General features: G+C 63.8%; 19 protein-coding genes, 1 tRNA gene and 1 pseudogene. 12 read left to right on the forward strand and 9 right to left on the reverse strand.

Features of this window, described 5'->3' with window-relative positions:
* Positions 1-6 precede the first annotated feature (6 nt).
* From ABD884_RS02835 to ABD884_RS02850, 3 genes and pseudogenes are all read right to left on the reverse strand, one after another.
* Positions 7-506: pseudogene (locus tag ABD884_RS02835) on the reverse strand (Dyp-type peroxidase domain-containing protein); the annotation flags it as partial.
* Entirely contained in the window at positions 455-1,750 is a 1,296-nt protein-coding gene (efeU, locus tag ABD884_RS26145; protein WP_376954923.1) for an iron uptake transporter permease EfeU, read from the reverse strand. The gene efeU and the pseudogene ABD884_RS02835, both read right to left, overlap by 52 nt.
* Positions 1,751-1,983: 233 nt before the next feature.
* Positions 1,984-2,475, reverse strand: a complete 492-nt coding sequence (locus tag ABD884_RS02850) for a YajQ family cyclic di-GMP-binding protein (protein ID WP_059387254.1) — start codon at positions 2,473-2,475, stop codon at positions 1,984-1,986.
* A 198-nt stretch (positions 2,476-2,673) separates the two neighbouring features.
* Here ABD884_RS02850 and ABD884_RS02855 point away from each other — a divergent pair, with 198 nt between their 5' ends.
* On the forward strand, positions 2,674-2,901 hold the full coding sequence (locus tag ABD884_RS02855) for a hypothetical protein (RefSeq protein ID WP_345054466.1): 228 nt from the start codon (positions 2,674-2,676) through the stop codon (positions 2,899-2,901).
* Positions 2,902-3,030: 129 nt separating this feature from the next.
* Positions 3,031-3,112, forward strand: a tRNA-Tyr gene (locus ABD884_RS02860).
* Positions 3,113-3,241: 129 nt separating this feature from the next.
* On the opposite strand, the gene ABD884_RS02865 is transcribed toward ABD884_RS02860, so the two are convergent.
* Entirely contained in the window at positions 3,242-3,466 is a 225-nt protein-coding gene (locus tag ABD884_RS02865; RefSeq protein WP_345035786.1) for a hypothetical protein, read from the reverse strand.
* Between the two features lie 139 nt (positions 3,467-3,605).
* On the opposite strand from ABD884_RS02865, the gene ABD884_RS02870 reads away from it, so the two are divergent.
* Together ABD884_RS02870 and ABD884_RS02875 are read left to right on the forward strand one after the other, a co-directional pair.
* Positions 3,606-4,151, forward strand: a complete 546-nt coding sequence (locus tag ABD884_RS02870; protein ID WP_345035791.1) for an acyl-CoA thioesterase — start codon at positions 3,606-3,608, stop codon at positions 4,149-4,151.
* A 111-nt stretch (positions 4,152-4,262) separates the two neighbouring features.
* Positions 4,263-4,634, forward strand: a complete 372-nt coding sequence (locus ABD884_RS02875; protein WP_028265182.1) for a thioredoxin family protein — start codon at positions 4,263-4,265, stop codon at positions 4,632-4,634.
* Here the strand turns inward: ABD884_RS02875 and ABD884_RS02880 are convergent.
* On the reverse strand, positions 4,631-4,909 hold the full coding sequence (locus ABD884_RS02880) for a putative quinol monooxygenase (RefSeq protein ID WP_028265181.1): 279 nt from the start codon (positions 4,907-4,909) through the stop codon (positions 4,631-4,633). The two genes, ABD884_RS02875 and ABD884_RS02880, sit on opposite strands and share 4 nt — an antisense overlap.
* Before the next feature lie 102 nt (positions 4,910-5,011).
* On the opposite strand from ABD884_RS02880, the gene ABD884_RS02885 reads away from it, so the two are divergent.
* Entirely contained in the window at positions 5,012-6,685 is a 1,674-nt protein-coding gene (locus ABD884_RS02885; protein WP_345035803.1) for an AMP-binding protein, read from the forward strand.
* Between the two features lie 131 nt (positions 6,686-6,816).
* On the forward strand, positions 6,817-7,788 hold the full coding sequence (locus ABD884_RS02890) for a hypothetical protein (RefSeq protein WP_345035807.1): 972 nt from the start codon (positions 6,817-6,819) through the stop codon (positions 7,786-7,788).
* A 29-nt stretch (positions 7,789-7,817) separates the two neighbouring features.
* On the opposite strand, the gene ABD884_RS02895 is transcribed toward ABD884_RS02890, so the two are convergent.
* Positions 7,818-8,798 carry a DNA-3-methyladenine glycosylase family protein gene (locus ABD884_RS02895; protein WP_345035810.1) on the reverse strand — a complete coding sequence of 327 codons (981 nt, stop codon included), beginning with the start codon at positions 8,796-8,798 and terminating at the stop codon, positions 7,818-7,820.
* 149 nt (positions 8,799-8,947) lie between these two features.
* Here ABD884_RS02895 and ABD884_RS02900 point away from each other — a divergent pair, with 149 nt between their 5' ends.
* The gene (locus tag ABD884_RS02900; protein WP_345035814.1) at positions 8,948-9,352 is read left to right on the forward strand and encodes a VOC family protein; all 405 of its coding nucleotides are present in this window, start codon (positions 8,948-8,950) and stop codon (positions 9,350-9,352) included.
* Positions 9,353-9,384: 32 nt separating this feature from the next.
* On the opposite strand, the gene ABD884_RS02905 is transcribed toward ABD884_RS02900, so the two are convergent.
* Both ABD884_RS02905 and ABD884_RS02910 read right to left on the reverse strand, forming a co-directional pair.
* Positions 9,385-10,518, reverse strand: coding sequence for an ArsB/NhaD family transporter (locus tag ABD884_RS02905; RefSeq protein WP_345054471.1), 1,134 nt, complete (start codon positions 10,516-10,518; stop codon positions 9,385-9,387).
* Positions 10,519-10,595: 77 nt separating this feature from the next.
* Positions 10,596-11,027, reverse strand: a complete 432-nt coding sequence (locus ABD884_RS02910; RefSeq protein ID WP_028265175.1) for a VOC family protein — start codon at positions 11,025-11,027, stop codon at positions 10,596-10,598.
* 135 nt (positions 11,028-11,162) lie between these two features.
* Between ABD884_RS02910 and ABD884_RS02915 the strand changes: the two genes are divergently transcribed.
* Together ABD884_RS02915 and ABD884_RS02920 are read left to right on the forward strand one after the other, a co-directional pair.
* Positions 11,163-12,548 (forward strand): cystathionine beta-synthase, encoded by a 1,386-nt coding sequence (locus ABD884_RS02915; RefSeq protein WP_345035823.1) that lies wholly within the window; start codon positions 11,163-11,165, stop codon positions 12,546-12,548.
* A gap of 14 nt (positions 12,549-12,562) precedes the next feature.
* A complete protein-coding gene (locus ABD884_RS02920; protein WP_345035827.1) occupies positions 12,563-13,729 on the forward strand; it encodes a cystathionine gamma-synthase in 1,167 nt (388 codons plus the stop codon).
* Positions 13,730-13,820: 91 nt separating this feature from the next.
* On the opposite strand, the gene ABD884_RS02925 is transcribed toward ABD884_RS02920, so the two are convergent.
* Entirely contained in the window at positions 13,821-15,023 is a 1,203-nt protein-coding gene (locus ABD884_RS02925) for an acyl-CoA dehydrogenase family protein (RefSeq protein ID WP_345035832.1), read from the reverse strand.
* A gap of 105 nt (positions 15,024-15,128) precedes the next feature.
* On the opposite strand from ABD884_RS02925, the gene ABD884_RS02930 reads away from it, so the two are divergent.
* Genes ABD884_RS02930 through ABD884_RS02940 form a run of 3 tightly spaced genes read left to right on the forward strand, consistent with a single transcriptional unit; the run spans position 15,129 to position 17,968 of the window.
* Entirely contained in the window at positions 15,129-16,613 is a 1,485-nt protein-coding gene (locus ABD884_RS02930; protein ID WP_345035836.1) for a sensor histidine kinase, read from the forward strand.
* Positions 16,610-17,284, forward strand: a complete 675-nt coding sequence (locus ABD884_RS02935; protein WP_345035846.1) for a response regulator — start codon at positions 16,610-16,612, stop codon at positions 17,282-17,284. The genes ABD884_RS02930 and ABD884_RS02935 overlap by 4 nt, the downstream gene beginning before the upstream one ends.
* A 21-nt stretch (positions 17,285-17,305) precedes the next feature.
* Positions 17,306-17,968, forward strand: a complete 663-nt coding sequence (locus ABD884_RS02940) for an MOSC domain-containing protein (protein WP_345035852.1) — start codon at positions 17,306-17,308, stop codon at positions 17,966-17,968.
* The last annotated feature ends 387 nt before the right edge of the window (positions 17,969-18,355 follow it).

The raw sequence follows: 18,355 nt of genomic DNA on the forward strand, positions 1-18,355 counted from the left end.
GACACCCCCCCCGGACAACGGCACTCCCGTCCCCTTGGTGCGCCCGATCAGCCCTTCCTGCTCCCGGAGCGACGTCCGGTCCCGGATCTCGATGAGCATCCTGATCAGCCGGGCAACCAGGTAGCGGGTTGGCCGTGCCGTCCTTGAAGCCGAAAAGGTTGCGCGGTGTCGCCTGGACCCGTGACGTGGAAGAGGTGCGCCCCAACCCCAGCTGGGACCAACGGACGCGCACCTTGCCGAAGCCGATGCGGGCAAGGTTGCGGATCGCGCGCACGGCAACCTGGGGATCGTCGGCGCACGCCTGGACCACGATGTCGCCACCGGTACGCGCGGTTTCCAGGGCGTCGCCGGGGAAATGCGGCAGGGCGGTCAGCGTCGGGTCGGCGTCCAACAAGTCCGAAATGCGGCTTGCCGTCCCTTTTGAAGAGACCCCAGCCGAAGCCGAAGGTCAACGTCAGCATGCCCGGCGCGAGGTCAAAGGCCTCGCCGGTGTCTTCCGGTGGCGCTCACAACACGAGACTGCCGAGGTGAGCTTGAACAGCGGCTCTCCCAAGGCATCCGCCAGCGTGGCAAGCGACTGGATCTGGGCCGGGCTGAGTTCGTTGTAGTAGGCGAAGCCGTCTCCCTTGGCGTGCTTCTTCAGTTCGGCTTGCAGGGCTGTGAACTTGTCGTCGAGGCTCGCGGCCAAGGCTGCGTCCTTCTGCGTGAGCGCGGGCTTGAGGTTTTCGTAGACGATCCGGGCGCCGTCGACGTTGGCCTGGAAGTCCCAGAGGTCCGTATGGGACCAGACTTCTTCCTCGCCGGTAACCTTGCCCCGGGCAACTTCGTCGAGGAGTTCCTTGGCGCCATTGCCGAGTTTGTCCGCGGAGAGTGCCACCGTGGGGGCACGTTCGGCCGAGGTCAGTGCCGTGTAGCCAGTGGGCCGGAACGGGTCCTTCTCCGCGCGGTGCCAACCGGTCCATTCCTTGCCGGGCTCGAGGTCTGCTTCGCGGGCGTCGAGTTTAGGATCAAGATCGCCGAAGGATTCCGCGGCTTCGGCGGCCTGGGAAGTGCGGGCGCTGTCCTTGCCGGCACCGGAGGGCGTTCCCGGCGCGGAACTGTTGGCACGGATGTATAAGATGAGCACCGGCACCACGTACAGCAGCCAGGCTCCTGCTTCGAGCCATGTGGTGGCCGGAGACAGGTTGAGGGTGCCCTTCAGCAGGGTGCCGTACCAGGACGACGGCGGGATGGCGGCGGAGTCGTCGAACGCGAGGCTGTGGAGCCCGGGCAGGATCCCGGCTTCCTGGAGGTCGTGGATGCCATAGGCAAGCACGCCGCCGGCGATCACGATGAGTCCGACGCCGGTCCAGGTGAAGAACCGCGAGAGGCTGACCTTGCGGACTCCGCGGTGGAGGAGGTATCCGATCCCGGCGGCAGCGGCCAAGCCCAGCAACGCGCCGATCGGCGGCTGCGTTGACTGGCCGGCTGCCTGCGCCGCGGCCCCGAGGAATAGCGTCGTCTCAAGTCCTTCGCGGCCTACAGCGAGCGCTGCCACGACAACGAGGCCCCACGCGGCGCCGTCGGCCATCTTGTCCACCTGGGATCTGAGCTCGCTGCCGAGGCTGCGGGCAATGCGCGCCATCCAGAAGACCATCCAGGTGACGAGTGCGACGGCGGCGATCGAGAGTCCCCCTCCGATCGCCTCTTGCGCAGCGAAGGTCAGTCCCCGAGGGCCGAAGGTGAGCAGTGCGCCGAAAGCGATGGACACTGCGACGGCGATGCCGACTCCGGCCCACGGGGGTGGTTGTCACGCGCGGCAGTCTTTTGACCTCCGCGGATCGGTGCAGTTGCGGAATCCCGGGGTCTTCGCCGGATCTCGACCCCAAAAAGTTGCCCGGCGTGACGCGCCTAACCCTATTAACGACGACGGCGCGTTGCCCGCTCAGGGGGCAACGCGCCGTCGTCGCACTTCAGGATCGCGGCCTGGGCCGCAGCAAAGCCTTAGCTGCGGAAGTTCACGAACTGGAGATCGGCCTCTTCGAACTTCTTCAGGATGTTCATGGTTTCCTGCAGGTCATCGCGGGACTTCGAAGTGACGCGGAGTTCGTCGCCCTGGATCTGCGACTTGACGGACTTCGGGGCCTCGTCGCGGATGATCTTGTTGATCTTCTTCGCGATGTCCTGGGCAATGCCCTCCTTGATGGAGCATTCCAGCCGGAACTCTTTGCCGGAGGGATAGGGCTCGCCCTGGTCGAGGGACTTCAGGGAGATTCCGCGCTTGATGAGCTTGGACTGGAACACGTCCAGGACAGCGAGGATGCGGTCCTCGGAGTTGGCCTTCATCAGGATCTTCTCGCCGCTAAAGTCGATCTCCGCCCCAACGCCCTTGAAATCGTAGCGCTGGGCAATTTCCTTCTGGGACTGGTGCAGCGCGTTGGCGACTTCCTGCTTGTCTACCTTGCTGACGACGTCGAACGTGGATTCGCCTGCCATGACTCTCCTTCTGATTGGTGGGTTGGCCCGGTGGGTTGGCCCGGAAACGGGCGGTTTTGTCTGCCATCCAGCCTAGTACGGAAGCGCCCGGCGTGTGCCGTGTGTTCACAGTTCGCTCACAGCACATACATGGCCGGAACCGAGGCGGCCCGTTCAGAGTTGTACCAGTTGCAAACGTTCATCCTGAAGGGGAGTGCCATGAGCCACCAGGCCGTCCGATACGTCACCAAGTCAGCCGTCACCGCCGCAAGCGCGGTTGCGGCCGCCGCGCTGGCAGCCTCTGTGGTCCTGAGCCCGGTCCCGGACGCGGCGTCCCGGCTGGATGGCGTCCACGCGGACTTGTTGCGGGCTGTGCAGCTCAACCAAATCACGCTCGAGCAGGCCGCCAGTTTCGAGGCGAAGCTGGCTGGTCGAATCCTCGGGTAGTCTCAGCGCTGATTTTGAGGCTTCGGGGGCTCGATTCGATTCTTCGGCGGAAGTTCTGTAAGGTTGTCTTGCTCGCGCTTACCGGATCGGAAACGAAACGATGATCGGGAGTGACTTCTTTTGAAGTTCGGCAGATTACCCGAGCGGCCAAAGGGGGCTGACTGTAAATCAGCTGGCAACGCCTACGGGGGTTCGAATCCCTCATCTGCCACAAAATTAAATCCCCGGAACCACACATGGTTCCGGGGATTTTTTGTTGGGAAAATGGTCTGCGACGCGCAGATGGACGCTTGACACCCATATCCGGGTGTCATCAGGGATTTTGCGTGTCCGAGTTGGATTAGCTGGCGCTGCCCGGCTCCAGCCAGTAGCCATCCAGGTGGTGGACCAATTGCCGTCCCAGTCCGCCGGACAGCTGGATCCAAAGCGTGCTGCGGTCCTCGGTCATGCCGTCCAGGGTGCCCACGATCCTGTTGCCGCGGGCGTCCTGCAAGACCAGCTCCTGGTGAAGGGGTAGTTCAGGCCACGCGCCTGCGTACGGCCTGTTAGTAGCGGTGATGCTCACTGAATCTCCTTGATACCTTCTTCATTTTGTTTCCAGACATTTTGCCCGCGGTACGTGAACCTGCGGTAAACGCCAAGCTATCCAGCGACACACAAAACAAAGCTTCCGCGCAATATTACTGCGAAGTAACATTGCGATTATGCATTTGCTTCTCCGAACCCTTTTGATCTTGTTCACCTCGTCCAGGCGGAGCCGGCTCGGCGTTTGGGGTACGTCGTCGTTGCCCATGCGCGTGATGCCCACGGACATCGACATCGCCATGCACGTCAACAACGGCATGTATTTCTCGCTGATGGATCTTGGACGCTTCGACCTCATGGTGCGCGCAGGGATCTGGCAGAAGATGCGCCGCCGGGGCTGGAGCCCCGTAGCTGCGGGGGAGACCATCGCGTTCCGGAAGTCGTTGCAGCTTTGGCAGCGGTACACTATCGAGTCAAAGATCATCGGACTCGACTCTAAAGCGATCTACTTCGAACAGCGCATGGTGGTCGACGGCGAGATCTACGCCCGTGCGCACATTGCCACGCGGCTTGTCGAGAAGGGCATGCCCGTGAGCCAGGAGGAAATCCTGGCCGAGTTCGGGGAGCCTCCCGCGGACCTTGAGCTTCCTGAATGGATCCACGAATGGCGGGAGAACAATGCGCTTCCCGGTGCACGCCGGGCCGCACCGCACCTCTGGCACTAGGCGAAGGTACCCGGCGTCCCCAAGCCGGCCGCCCGCCGTCGTGCTTTATTCCCGGTTTGCCGGGTAGCGAACAAGGGCGACTTCGATCGCGTCGTCGCGTACCGTGGATGCATGGCTACTGTTGACATCACCGGCGAGCAGTTCGCAACGACCATTGAGGGCAATGACATTGTCCTGGTGGATTTCTGGGCTGCGTGGTGCGGCCCGTGCAGGCAGTTTGCCCCCACCTACCAGGCCGCTTCCGAGAAGCACGACGATGTCTTCTTCGCTAAAGTGGACACCGAGGCCGAGCAGCAGCTCGCCGCCGAGGCCGGTATCTCCTCCATCCCCACGCTCATGGCCTTCCGCGAGAAGGTCCTCGTGTTCTCCCAGCCGGGCGCACTGAACGGCCCCCAACTGGAGCAGGTCATCGAGGCTGTGAAGGGATTGGACATGACCGAGGTCCACGCGCATATCGCGAAGCAGCGCGCCGAAAACTCCTAGAGGCGCTCGAGCTTGACCGGCTCAGCGAGCAACGCGCTGAGGGATTCGTTGAGGTCTTGGACGGCGATGCCCTTGGAGTGCATGTCGAGGTGTTCTTCGGAGGCCCACTGCTCGGTCAGGACCAGCTTGTCCTCGTTGGCTTCGGTGAGTTCGTAACGGATGCAACCGGGCTCGTTCACCACCTCGTCGATCGCGATTTCCAGGGCGAGCTTAACGCGGAAGAATTCGCCGTCGTTAGGAATGAACGTGGCTTGCAGGTCAATGGGTGCACTCATGGGATTCACATTACCGGCTGCTGCGGCCAGCGCCTGAAATATTTTGTAGGACTTCCAAGCAAAAGCCTTCTCTTGGACCTGCGTAGTTGGTAGCGTGCGTTCATGCTTTCCTACACAGCCGGGGACACTGACGTCCCGCTGCTTGAAGAGACCATCGGCGCCAATTTTGAACGCGTCGCGGCGCGGTTCCCGCTACGGGATGCGCTCATCGAAGCGGCCCCTGTTCCGGGCGCTGAGGCCCGGCGCTGGAGCTACGAAAAACTGAACGACGACGTCGACCGCCTCGCCCGTGCCCTGCTCGCCATGGGTGTCGCCAAAGGTGACCGGGTAGGTATCTGGAGCCCGAACTGCGCCGAGTGGACCATCCTGCAGTACGCCACGGCGAAGATCGGCGCGATCCTGGTCAACGTCAACCCGGCCTACCGCAGCCACGAACTCGAATTCGTGGTCCGGCAGAACGGCATGCGGATGCTGGTGGCCGCTCCGTCGGACAAGAACAGCGACTATGTGGGCATGGCCCGGGAGGCTTTGACCAGATGCCCGGAGCTTCGGGAGCTGGTGTTCCTTCCCGATCTTGGACTGGACATGCTCAACGCAGGTGAACCGCAAATGGACGCCGAGCTGACGTTCGCGGAGCTGCTGAAGCGGGCAGACGACGTCGCGCCCTTAGCGCTCACGGCGCGGATGGCGGAACTGGACGCGCACGATCCCATCAACCTGCAGTACACCTCCGGGACTACGGGGTTCCCCAAGGGTGCCACGTTGACGCACCACAATATCCTCAACAACGGCAACCAGATCGGCAGGCTGCTGGGCTATACGGAACGCGACCGGGTGGTCCTTCCGGTGCCGTTCTACCACTGTTTTGGCATGGTCATCGGGAACCTCAACGCCCTGAGCTTCGGGGCAGCCACCATCATTCCCGGGCGTGGATTCACCCCGGCCGCTACCCTGGAGGCCGTGCAGGACTTCGGCGGAACCTCGCTGTGCGGGGTGCCCACTATGTTCATCGCCGAGTTGGCTTTGCCGGATTTCGCCTCCTACGACCTCTCCACGCTGCGCACCGGCGTCATGGCCGGCTCACTGTGCCCTATCGAGGTCATGGAGCGCGTCATTTCCGAGATGAACATGCGGGACGTGGCCATTTGCTACGGCATGACCGAGACCTCGCCGGTGTCCACCATGACCCTCGCGGCGGACACCTTGGAGCAGCGGACCACCACGGTGGGGCGCACCATGCCGCGGCTCGAGTCCAAGATCGTGGATCCTGGCACGGGCGAAACCATGGAACGGGGCAGGATCGGCGAGCTCTGCACGCGCGGCTACTCCGTCATGGCAGGGTACTGGGGCCAGCCGGACAAAACGGCCGAGGCCATCGACGACGAAGGCTGGATGCACACCGGCGACCTCGCCCGGATGGATCCGGAGGGTTTCATCGTGATCGAAGGCCGCATGAAGGACATGGTCATCCGTGGAGGCGAGAACGTCTATCCCCGCGAGATCGAGGAGTTCCTGTACCGGCATCCCGCCATCCAGGATGTCCAAGTGATCGGGGTCCCGGATGCCAAGTTCGGGGAGGAACTGATGGCCTGCATCATCCTGAAACCGGGATCAGCTTTGGACCTGGCCGGAGTGCAGGAATTCTGTCGCGGCAAGCTGGCCCACTACAAGATTCCGCGCTACGTGGACATCCGGGAGAGCTTCCCCATGACCGTGTCGGGGAAGGTCCGCAAGGTCGACATGCGGGAGGAAGCGATCGCCCGCCTGGGTCTTTGATCCAAGGCGTGGTCACTTACGGCCCATGTCTGGCAGCAACACGGGCCGTAAGTGACCCCGCGTTGGCGTGGTGGGAAGTCTGCCTGTGGATAACTCCTACCCGGCCTCCGTTTGCGGACAAACTGGATCGCATGGTCCGCATCAATCCGCTGCCGGAGGAACTCAGTGATCGTCCTTTCACGGTCTATGAATCCCGTGCCCTTGGCGTCACTCCGAAGCGTCTCCGGGCCAGGGACGTGTCCGACGGCGGCCGGCTGATTCATCTGCCTGGGGGACGTGAGTTTGCACTTGCCGAACGGGCGCGGGTCCTTGCGGCGGCAACACCGGGTGCCTGGGTGTCCCATGAGAGCGCCGCGATACTGACCCGGCTCGGCCTTCCTCCGTGGCTGGGCGGCGGTGGGACGGTCCACCTCAGCAAGCCCCATGAGCTTCCCCGGGTCCGTCGGAATGGAGTGACGGGGCACCGGGTGCGAGTCCTCCCTGGCGAGGTCACGGAAATAGGCGGAATCCCGGTGTCCTCCCCGTCCCGGACGTGGCTTGATCTGACGCATCAGTTGCCGCTGCCGTACGTGATTGCCATGGGAGATCAGTTGATCCGCATGCCCCGCCCGGGCCTTGAAGGAAGGACGGAGCCCTACGCGGACAAGGAGGGGCTGCGCCTCCTGATCCGGCAGCATCCGAACATGAAAGGCGTGGAGAAGGGCCGGCTCGCCCTTGAAGACATGCGGGTCGGAGCGGACTCGTTTCCGGAGACATTCCTGCGGCTGGCCATGTTGGATGCGCGGTTGCCTGAACCGGAATTGCAGCTCCGCCTCGATCCGGACGATCCGTGGTCGCCGTCCGCGGACCTCGGGTACCGGCGGTTCCGGATCGCCGTGCAGTACGACGGCGCTCCGCACCTCACGCGGGAACAGCAGTCAAGGGACAACCGCAGGGATGAGGCTTTCACCAGCGCCGGCTGGTCCTACTTCAAGGCCAACGCCCATGATCTGGCCGAAGGGTTCAGAGGCCTCATTGTCCGGCTCAAGCGGGCGAAACTCCGCTCCGTATCAGCCAACGCGGGGTCACTTAGGGCCCATATCCGGCAGCAACATGGGCCGTAAGTGACCCCGCGTTGCAGGTGGATGAGGCGCTAGTGCCCGCGGTGGTCCTGAATGGTCATGCGGGGTCCAAAAGTGGGCTTGCGGAAGCCGCTGAGTCCGATCATCCGGACCACCCGCTGCCGGTGCCCACGCCACGGTTCCAGGAGGATGATCATTCCGGCGTCGTCCGTTTTCCGGCCGGTCAGCGCATAGCCGACATACGAGGCCAGATGGTAGTCGCCCACCGCGATCGAGTCCGGGCAGCCGTGGGTCCGCTGGACAACCTCGGCGGCGGTCCAGACGCCGATGCCTGGAATCGTCTGCATCTTGGCTCCCGCCTCGGCCGCGCTGAGTGAGGCGAGCCGTTCAAGCGCGACGGCGGATCGCAGCGTGCGCATGACCGTGGCCGAACGTTGGGGGCCCACTCCTGCCTTGTGCCACTCCCATGAAGGAACGGTCAACCAATGGCTGGCAGATGGCGGGACAAGCAGGCCCGACGGCGCGTGTCTGCCAGCGCTGGGGGCCGCGGTTCCGTAGCGGTACATCAGGTAGCGGTAGCCCCGCCGGGCTTCGATAGTGGTGACCTTTTGCTCAAGAATCGTGGGCACGAGGGAGTCCACCACGCGGCCGGTGGTAGGTAAACGGACGGCGAGGTTCCGGCGTCGGGCTTCCCTGACTATTCGCGGAAGGGTTGCATGGAAGGCTTCTTCGTCGAAGCCGGACCAGTCGTCACCGCTTCCCAACAGGGCAGGTACGGAGGCGATGGCGGAATCGGCACCGGCGCCCCAAGCCTGGGCATCGACGTGCGTGTCCTGCCCGGATCCCGCGGCGGTGAGTCGCAGAGTGGCCGGACCGTCCGGCGTCGTGAAGGCCATCCACACGCCGTCCTGCCGCGCAGCGAAGGACGGATCGCCGTTGCCGCGCATGATGATTCCGACGGTCTGGAGGAGATCAAAGGAACCACCGGGATGCCATCGCACCGATGCGTCGGCCGCAGCAGCTGCGGCGGGTGGAGCGTCGACGATCGTCATTCATTCATGGTCGCACGATCGTCTGACAAGACCGGACATGTCCGGAAACGCGTAGTCCCGGTTCCCCTTACGCCGCGAATCCCGCAGGGTTACACTCCACCTGAGGCGCGGGGCATCCGCGTCTTCGACAAGCAACCCAGGAGAAAACAATGGCCGCAATCGTGCACTTTGAGATCCCCGCGGATGACCAAGAGCGGGCCAGTAACTTCTACAAATCGGCGTTCGATTGGCAGATCAATCCGATGCCGCAGATGGATTACAGCATCGTCGTCACCACCCCGAGCGACGAGAAAACAGGCATGCCCAGCCAGCCCGGAGCCATCAACGGCGGGATGATGGCAAGGGCGGGCGAACTCACCTCGCCAGTGATCACGGTGGATGTGGAAAGCATCGACACTGCCTTGGCCGAGATCGAACGCCTGGGCGGCTCGGTGGTGAAAGCGAAGGATGCCATTCCGGGAATGGGTTACTACGCCTATTTCAAGGACACCGAGGGCAACGTCCTGGGCCTGTGGGAGAACCTTCCGCCCGAGGAGCGAGCCTCAGCAGAGTAGGCTTGAAGCACAGTAGGGCTGGAAACAAGGCGTCAGGCTGCTCCCGACGACAACCAGAGGACCAAGACGGAGAGTGGCAGGAGCAGCACCACGGCGACAAGTCCTGCCGCGGCAAACCCTCCCCAGCGTATTTGGACGTTGAGGGCCTGCAGCCGTTCGTGCCACAACAGCGTGGCCAGTGAAGCCCACGGCGAGATGAGCGGACCCATGTTGACGCCGATGAGCAAAGCCGCCAACCGGACAGGAGAGCCGGCCACGGGCTCGAGGGCCAGGTAAGCCGGAAGGTTGTTGGCTCCGTTGGCTGCCGCGGCGCCAAGTCCAGCGAGGCGCAGAAGCGAAGGAAAGCCATCCCCGGTGCCGGCAATGCCTGCGAGCAAAGGTGTCAGGCCGATGTCGTGCAGCGTCTCCACCACCATGAAAAGACCGATCGTCAGCATGAGCGGCCGCCACGGAACCATGGACCAACGCAAGGAGCCCGGACGCCGTCGCAGGAAAACACCGAGGAGCACGAGCGCAGCGGCCATGGCCGGGAACTGTACGGGAACCCCGGAAACCAGTGCGGGCAGCAGGACCACCAGGGTCGCCGCGCACATGAGCAGCAAGGGCCTGTCCCGCACGTTGTGGGTCGGTTGGGGGCCGTATCGGCCGGCCAGCTGCTTCCGGAAAGCCATGCCCAACAAGGTCACCGGCACCACGATCCCGGCGATAGCGGGCGCCCAAACGAGTCCGGCAAAGGAGACCGGGGACATTCCGAGGCGACTTTGGGCTAGGAGGTTGGTCAGATTGGATACCGGCAGCAGCATGGACGCCGTATTGGCGAGCCAGACGGCGGTGAGGGCGAAAGGCAAAGCGGGGATCCGCGCGTGCACGGCCAGGAGCACGACCACCGGGGTTACCAGAACCGCGGTGGTGTCCAGCGACAAGAACACGGTGGAAACAGTTGCGAGCGCAATGACCAGAAGCCAAAGGACCCAGACGCGCCCCCGGCCGAACACGGCGATTTTGTCGGTCAGCACTTGGAACAGGCCCGCGTCCGCCACCAATTCGGTCACCACGGTCATTGCCAGCACGAAGGCGAGTATGGGGACTGTCCGCGCCGTCAGCTCCTCGAAAGCGGGAAGGCGAAGGAACCCGAACGCCAGGCAGAGGACACCTGCCACCAGCATCCCGATGGGAAGGAAATAGCTGCGATGCCTTCTCCACCCTTTCCTCGTCCCCACGGCGAGCGCTCCCCGGGGCCGCTCTATTCTGCCCCGAAGCGCCCGCGGGCCTCGGCCGGGATCAGGGGCTTCTCGGCACGGACCTTGAGCTCCTGCACGGCCCAGGTGTTACCGTCCGGATCGCTGAAGCCAAAGAACGTGCCGCCGTCGCGCTCGTCGAAGACGGTGACTTCGCTGGCCTCCACGCCGCGGCTGATCAATTCCTCCCGTGCGGCCCGCGCGTCCGCGACCACAAGCTGCAATCCCCGCATGGAGCCCGGTGCCATCTCCTTCTGCGCAGGGAGGTCACCGATGACGATCGAACAACCGGAGCCCCGGGGAGTCAGCTGGGCTACATGCATGTGCTCGTTGGTGGTGTTGTGGTCAAGGGCGAAGCCCACCTTGTCGCGGTAGAAATCGATCGCACGGTCAATGTCGCTCACGGGGAGCACAACTACTTCGAGGGTCCAATCCATGGTGCATGTCCTTTCCTTGAAGAGCGTCACGGTTAGCTTGCCCGCGGGGCCGTTCTTTGGCTAGACGACGCTCCGGCGTGGTGCCGATTCCTTGCTGCGCCGGGGCAGACCGAACCAAGCGGTAACTTGGTACCTATGAAGTACGCCCAGTCCGTCCTGGACCTCATTGGCAATACCCCGCTCATCAAGCTCAACCACGTGACCGGGGACATCAAAGCGACCATTCTGGTGAAGCTCGAATATGTGAACCCGGGCGGTTCCATCAAGGACCGCATCGCGGTGAAGATGATCGAGCAGGCTGAGCGGGACGGGAAGCTCAAACCGGGTGGAACCATCGTGGAACCAACCTCGGGCAACACCGGCGTGGGGCTGGCCTTGGTGGCCCAGCAAAAGGGTTACAAATGCATTTTTGTGGTCCCGGACAAAGTGGGCGAGGACAAGCGTGCCGTACTCCAGGCCTACGGTGCCGAAGTCGTCGTCACTCCCACCGCAGTGGCCCCGGACAGCCCGCAAAGCTACTACAGCGTCTCTGACCGCATTGCGTCGGAAATCCCGGGAGCTTACAAACCGGACCAGTTCTCCAACCCCGCAGCTCCCGGTAGCCACTACGAAACCACGGGGCCGGAGATCTGGCGGGATACCGACGGCAAGATCACGCATGTGGTCATCGGCGCCGGGACGGGCGGCACCATTACCGGTACCGGCAGGTACCTCAAGGACGTGTCTGCCGATCGGCCGGAGTCCGACGGCGGCCGGGTCAAGGTCATCGGCGCAGATCCCGCGGGCTCGGTCTACTCGGGCGGTACCGGGCGTCCCTACTTCGTGGAAGGCGTCGGCGAGGACATGTGGCCGGTCAACTACGACAAGACCGTTCCCGACGACGTCATTGCGGTCAGCGACGCCGACTCCTTCGAGATGACCCGGCGCCTGGCCCGCGAGGAAGGGCTCCTGGTGGGCGGCTCATCCGGTATGGCTGTGGTGGCGGCGCTCCAGGTGGCCAAAGACCTGGGCGAGGAAGCCGTCGTCGTCGTGATCTTGCCGGACTCCGGCCGCGGCTATCTGGCGAAGATCTTCAACGACAAATGGATGCGCTCCTACGGTTTCCTGTCCGGCGGCGAGGAAGCCTCGGTCGGTGAAGTGCTGAAGTCCAAGACCGGCGAGATGCCCGAGCTTGTCCACATCCATCCCAATGAGACTGTCCGCGATGTCATCAACATCATGAACGAGTTCGGGGTATCGCACATCCCGGTCCTCTCACAGGAGCCGCCGGTGGTCATGGGCGAAGTGCTGGGCGCCGTCGATGAGCGCACGCTGACCACCAAGCTGTTCCGCGGCGAGGCGAAATTGACCGACAAGATCTCCGAGCACATGGGGGAGCGCCTGCCGGTGATCGGCTCACTCGAGACCATCTCGGCCGCACGGGAGCTGCTGTCCGACGTCGACACCGTCATGGTGACGTTTGTTGGAGCGCCCGTGGGCATTCTGACCCGCCACGACCTTCTCGCTTACCTGAGCAACTGACCCTAGGAGTTCATATGTCTGCAAACGAAGCAGGATTCAACACGCGCGCCGTCCACGCCGGCCAGGCCTTCGAACCGCGCACCGGCGCCGTGGTTCCGCCAGTGCACTTCAGCTCGACATATGCCCAGGACGGCATAGGCGGTTTGCGCGACGGCTACGAATATGGCCGCGGCACCAACCCCACCCGGGATGCGTTGCAGGAGCAGCTCGCCGCACTCGAGGGCGGAACCCACGCATACAGCTTCAGCTCGGGCCTTGCTGCGGAGGACTCCCTGATCCGCGCCGTTGCCCGGCCCGGCGACCACATCGTCCTCGGCAACGACGCCTACGGTGGAACCTACCGGCTCATCAACCGTGTGCTCGGTGAGTGGGGCATCGGCAACACGCCAGTGGACATGTCCAACCTTGACGCCGTCGCGGCGGCCGTTGCGGCGAACAAGACGCGCATCGTCTGGGTGGAGACCCCTTCCAACCCGATGATGAAGATCACCGATATCGATGCGCTCGCCAAAGTAGCGCACGACGCCGGTGCCCTCCTGGTCGTCGACAACACCTTTGCGTCGCCCTACTTGCAGACCCCGCTCGCCCTGGGTGCCGACGTCGTGGTCCACTCGACCACCAAGTACATCGGCGGCCACTCGGATGTTGTGGGCGGGGCGATCGTGGTCAAGGATGCTGAGCTGGCTGAGAAGATCGGCTTTGTGCAGTTCGCCGTCGGCGCCGTGTCCGGACCTATGGATGCGTTCCTGACAACCCGCGGTCTCAAGACCCTCGGCGTGCGCATGGATCGCCACAGCGAGAACGCCCAGGCCGTGGCCGAGTGGTTGCTGGAGCGCCCCGAGGTTGAGGCCGTGCTCTACCCGGGTCTGCCTTCCCACCCGGGGCACGAACTGGCCGCGAAGCAGATGAAGAAGTTCGGCGGCATGATTTCCGTGCAGTTCAAGGGCGGCGAAGCTGCGGCCCGCAAGGTGGCAGAGTCCACCCAGGTCTTCACGCTGGCCGAATCCCTGGGCGGCATCGAGTCGCTCATGAACTACCCCTCGGAGATGACGCACGCTTCGGTCAAGGGCACCGAGCTGGCCGTGCCGGTCAACCTTATCCGGCTTTCCTGCGGCATCGAGGACATCGAGGACCTGATCGCGGACCTGGAGCAGGCGATCGGCAAGTCACTCAAGTTCTGACCTTCTTTGACTCAGGATTCGGCCGGGACACGCCATTGCAGCGGCGTGTCCCGGCCGCTCCTCTTTCAAACATGGTCGGGATTGGTGCACGTCAACAAGGGTCCTGTCCGTAGCGGAACGCCGGGATCCCCGTAAGGTGCTGGCCCAGGATCAAGGTGTGGACCTCGTCCGTCCCTTCGTAGGTACGCACGGATTCCAGGTTGTTGGCATGGCGTAGTGGTGAGTAGTCCAGCGTGATGCCGTTGCCACCCAGGATGGTACGGGCCTCGCGGGCGATCTTGATGGCCTCACGTACATTATTGAGCTTGCCCACCGAGATCTGTTCCGGCCGCAGCTTGCCAGCATCCTTGAGTCGCCCCAGATGCAGCGCCAGCAGGGTGCCCTTTTGGATTTCCACGAGCATGTTCACAAGTTTTTCCTGGGTCAGCTGGTAGCCGGCCAAGGGCTTGCCGAATTGCATGCGGCTTCCGGCATATTCGAGCGCGGCCTCGTAGGAGTCACGGGCCGCGCCCATGGCACCCCAAGAAATGCCGTAGCGCGCTTCGTTGAGGCAAGAGAACGGGCCGCGGAGGCCCTGGGCGCCCGGGAGGAGGGCCTCCGGACCCAGCCGGACGCCGTCGAACATTACATCGCACTGGATCGAGGCACGCATGGAGAGCTTCGCGTCGATGGGAGTCACTGTGACTCCTGGAGTTCCGGCCGGGACCAGGAAGCCTCTGATGCCGTCGCCGGTGTTTGCCCACACCACCATGACGTCGGCGATCGATGCCATGCCGATCCAGCGCTTCGAACCATCCAGCACCCAACCGGCGTCGTTGCCTGAGCCGTCCCTTTGCGCAAAGCTGGCCATCGACGACGGGTCCGAACCCGCCGTCGGCTCCGTCAACGCGAAACAGCCGATCAGTTCGCCGGCGGCCATGCGGGGGAGCCACTGCTCCTTCTGTTCTTCGCTGCCCCAGCGATGGATCGCGGTCATGGCCAGCGAACCTTGGACCGACACGAAAGTACGGATACCGGAATCGCCCGCCTCGAGCTCCATGGCGGCAAGACCGTATTCGACGGCGGTGCGTCCCGGGCAGCCATAGCCCTCCAGGTGCATGCCCAGGACACCGAGTTCGCCCAGTTCCGCGGGCAGCTCCCTTGGGAAGACCGCGTCCTCGTACCAACGGGCGATGTTCGGCCGAATGCGCTGATCGGTAAAGTCACGCACCTTCTCGCGAAGCTCCAGTTCCTCGGTGCTCAAGAGGGAATCGAGGGCGAGAACATCGGAGGTATCCGTCATTGAATGGCTCATGCCAGCATCCTAAGGCCGGACATGTTCCAGCGGTTGGGCTGAGCCGGCGATTGCGCGGCGCCGGCGCCTTCACGGTAGGCCCGGCCGCCGTGCCAGAATTGAGCCATGGCAGCGGCGGAAGTGAACGCAACAGGACTGCCGCTACGGGCAGCCGAGGGGATCGGGCGACGCCGCATACTGGCTGGCCTGATCCTGGCCTTGGTGCTTCCGGTGGCCATCGAAGCCCTGGTGTCCGGGCTGCACTACCGGAACTTCGCGATGATCATGCTCTTTCAGCTGGCTGCCGCTGCCGCCGTGGCCGCGATCGGGGGACTATGGCCGGCCGTGGTGTCCGCCCTTTTGGGCAGCCTTCTCTTGAACTACTTTTCGGCCGAGCCCGTGGGCTCCCTCTCGATCGCGGATCCCACCACGCTGTTCACCATGGTCATCTTCCTTGCCGTGGCGTGCGGTGTGGCACTCGCGGTCGGGCTGGCAACGCGTCGAGCCCAGGAAGCCGCGCATTCCGACGCCGAGGCAAGGGCCCTGAGCGAGCTGGCCCTTCGCATCCTGAGTTCGGACGGCAGCCTTGAGTCCTTCCTGGACAAGATCCGGGTCAACCTCGGTATGGACGCGGTGACACTCCTGTCCACCTTTGATTCGCCGGGGGCACCTGGCCCGGCGTGGCAGGTTCTTGCAAGCTCGGGGCATCAACCGCCGGTGACCCATGCGGCCGCGGACCACGCCGCCGTCGTCGATCCCCATTACACGCTCCTGCTCCGCGGCGGGCCGCTCTCCGAGCAACACCGCCGCATGCTCGCGGCATTCGGCGCCTTCGTCGTGGCAGTGCGGGAGCGCCAGCAGTTGGTCAAGAGCAGGCAGGACAACTTGCGCCTGGCGGAAGGCAACAAGATGCGGACCTCCATCCTGCGCGCCGTCTCCCATGATCTCCGCACTCCGCTGGCGGGCATCAAGCTTGCCGTCAGCAGCTTGCGCCAAGAGGAAGTGTCATTCGCACCGGAAGACGAGCAGGAATTGCTCGCCACTATCGAGGACTACGCCGATCGCCTCGATCATTTGGTGGACAACCTGCTGGACATGTCCCGCATCACCGCCGATGCTGTAAACCCGCTGCTGCGTGGGCTGGGCTGGCACCAAATCCTGCCGGAGGCGCTACGCGGCGTACCCGGGGAGCGCATCCGGAATGAGCTGCCGCCCAACCTCCCGTATATAGAGGCCGACGCCGGAATGCTCGAACGCGTCGTGGCGAACCTCGTGGAGAACGCCGTGAAATACGCACCGGACTCGGACGTGGTGCTGGTGGCACGCACCGGCGCGGGCATTGCCCTCGACGGACTCCCAGCCAGCGAACTTCGGGTCACGGACCACGGCCGGGGGATCGCGCCCGCGGCCGTGTTGGACTTGTTCCGCCCCTTCCAGCGGCTCGACGACTCAGCCTCCAGCCGGGACGGGCGCAGCGGAATCGGCCTGGGACTCGCCGTCGCCAAAGGATTTACCGAAGCCATGGGCGGTACGCTCATGGCTGAGGCGACGCCGGGAGGCGGGCTGACCATGGTGGTCACACTCCCTCTGTGGACGGGGGAGCGGCCATGAACCTAGTGCTGATCGTGGAAGATGAGGCCCAGATCGCCCGGGCTATGCAAATCAACCTCCACGCCCACGGCTACCGGGCCATCACCGTCGGCAACGGCACCGATGCCCTCAAAGCCGCGGCGCAGCAGCCCGTGGACATCGTGGTGCTCGATCTTGGCCTCCCGGATATGGACGGCGTCGATGTCATCAGGGGCATCCGTGGCTGGAGCACCATGTCCATCATCGTGCTGTCCGCCCGGCACGGCTCCGAAGATAAAGTGGAAGCCCTCGACGCCGGTGCCGACGACTATGTGACCAAACCTTTCGGCCTTGACGAACTCCTCGCCAGGCTCCGTGCCGCTTCGCGGCGGGCGGCGCCCCGGCATGAAGTGCCGACGCTGCAGACCGCAGACTTCCTCGTTGACCTGGCGGGAAAGAAGATCACCAAGGACGGCGCCGAAGTGCGGCTGACGCCCACCGAGTGGAACATCCTGGAATTGCTGGTGCGCAACGCGGGCCGGCTGGTCAGCCAGCAGCAGATCCTCACCCAGGTCTGGGGGCAGGCCTACGCCAAGGAGACCCAGTACTTGCGCGTCTATATTGCCCAGCTCCGCCGCAAGCTCGAACGCGACCCGGCACAGCCCCGGCACCTGCACACCGAGGCCGGCATGGGCTATCGCTTCGATCCGTAGTGGCGTACGTAGACTGTAACCATGGATACCGCATCGTTGCTTGCTGTTTGCCGGGTGCACCAACTCCTGCCTGACGTTGAAGGGTCGGTGGGAGTGACGGCCATTGACAAGCGCCCCGTTGACGGTCCGGTGAAGGTCCACAAGCTGGGGCTCCACGGAGACATCCAGGCGAGCCGGATCCACCACGGCGGCGAAGACCAAGCGCTCTACGCCTACTCACAGGCGGACGCCGACTACTGGGCGAATGAACTCCAAAGGGACATGCCCGCCGGGATCTTCGGGGAAAACCTCCGCGTCACCGGAATCGAGACCACCGGTGCCGTGATTGGAGAACGTTGGAAAATCGGACTGGACGTCGAAGTTGAAGTCACTTCACCGCGAGTGCCGTGCGCAACCTTCCAGCGCCGCATGAACGAACCGATGTGGGTCAAACGCTTCACTGACGCTGGGAGGGTCGGCACCTACTTGCGAGTAGTAAAGACTGGCAGCATTTCGGCCGGCGACTACATCCACCAGCTGTTCGTGCCGAAACATGGCATCACGGTAGGGCAGTGGTTCAGCAACCCCAACCTCGAGGACATGCAATTGCTGCTCGACGCTGAAGCGGACGGAGAAGTCCTGCTGCAGTCCGACTACCACGACAGCTTCGAAAAACTCATGCGCCGAAACGGGGTGGACGCCTGAAAACCGTTCCTGCAGGCGTCTTCGGGATGCCGTCCTGAGGGTCGGGGAGGGGCCGTCCCGAGGGGTGCGCAGGGCGCCTATGTGCTCAAGCTCACCGTCGTCGTCGACAGTTATGTCACCGGGGGACTATTCTGTGCCCTACAATTGAAATATCCCCCACTCCGGAAATCCCTTTTTCCTGCCCAATTCTTGAGGCAGGACTGGTCAGTGTTGGGGCCCGCAAAATGTGTGCGGGCATTTTCATAGGGAGAGCCGGGCGAAGAAAACGCTGTACAGACTGCTGAGATAGCAGCCAAGAGATGCAGCGGGAAGTCCTGCCATGGGATTGCGACAGCGCCGGACTTCTTGCGAGCACCAGAGCCTCCTGGTTCTTCTGCACGCAACGTG

The organism is Arthrobacter methylotrophus, from assembly GCF_039539965.1.
GTDB classification, from domain to species: Bacteria; Actinomycetota; Actinomycetes; order Actinomycetales; family Micrococcaceae; genus Arthrobacter; species Arthrobacter methylotrophus.

Coding starts and splice junctions, on each gene's coding strand:
- ABD884_RS02900 (WP_345035814.1), top strand. CDS start 8,948: ATGGCCGCAATCGTGCACTTTGAGATCCCCGCGGATGACCAAGAGCGG.
- ABD884_RS02905 (WP_345054471.1), bottom strand. CDS start 10,518: ATGCTGGTGGCAGGTGTCCTCTGCCTGGCGTTCGGGTTCCTTCGCCTT.
- ABD884_RS02930 (WP_345035836.1), top strand. CDS start 15,129: ATGGCAGCGGCGGAAGTGAACGCAACAGGACTGCCGCTACGGGCAGCC.
- ABD884_RS02875 (WP_028265182.1), top strand. CDS start 4,263: ATGGCTACTGTTGACATCACCGGCGAGCAGTTCGCAACGACCATTGAG.
- ABD884_RS02855 (WP_345054466.1), top strand. CDS start 2,674: ATGAGCCACCAGGCCGTCCGATACGTCACCAAGTCAGCCGTCACCGCC.
- ABD884_RS02920 (WP_345035827.1), top strand. CDS start 12,563: ATGTCTGCAAACGAAGCAGGATTCAACACGCGCGCCGTCCACGCCGGC.
- ABD884_RS02895 (WP_345035810.1), bottom strand. CDS start 8,798: ATGACGATCGTCGACGCTCCACCCGCCGCAGCTGCTGCGGCCGACGCA.
- ABD884_RS02910 (WP_028265175.1), bottom strand. CDS start 11,027: ATGGATTGGACCCTCGAAGTAGTTGTGCTCCCCGTGAGCGACATTGAC.
- ABD884_RS02915 (WP_345035823.1), top strand. CDS start 11,163: ATGAAGTACGCCCAGTCCGTCCTGGACCTCATTGGCAATACCCCGCTC.
- ABD884_RS02880 (WP_028265181.1), bottom strand. CDS start 4,909: ATGAGTGCACCCATTGACCTGCAAGCCACGTTCATTCCTAACGACGGC.
- ABD884_RS02935 (WP_345035846.1), top strand. CDS start 16,610: ATGAACCTAGTGCTGATCGTGGAAGATGAGGCCCAGATCGCCCGGGCT.
- ABD884_RS02890 (WP_345035807.1), top strand. CDS start 6,817: ATGGTCCGCATCAATCCGCTGCCGGAGGAACTCAGTGATCGTCCTTTC.
- ABD884_RS02850 (WP_059387254.1), bottom strand. CDS start 2,475: ATGGCAGGCGAATCCACGTTCGACGTCGTCAGCAAGGTAGACAAGCAG.
- ABD884_RS02870 (WP_345035791.1), top strand. CDS start 3,606: ATGCATTTGCTTCTCCGAACCCTTTTGATCTTGTTCACCTCGTCCAGG.
- ABD884_RS02885 (WP_345035803.1), top strand. CDS start 5,012: ATGCTTTCCTACACAGCCGGGGACACTGACGTCCCGCTGCTTGAAGAG.
- ABD884_RS02925 (WP_345035832.1), bottom strand. CDS start 15,023: ATGAGCCATTCAATGACGGATACCTCCGATGTTCTCGCCCTCGATTCC.
- ABD884_RS02940 (WP_345035852.1), top strand. CDS start 17,306: ATGGATACCGCATCGTTGCTTGCTGTTTGCCGGGTGCACCAACTCCTG.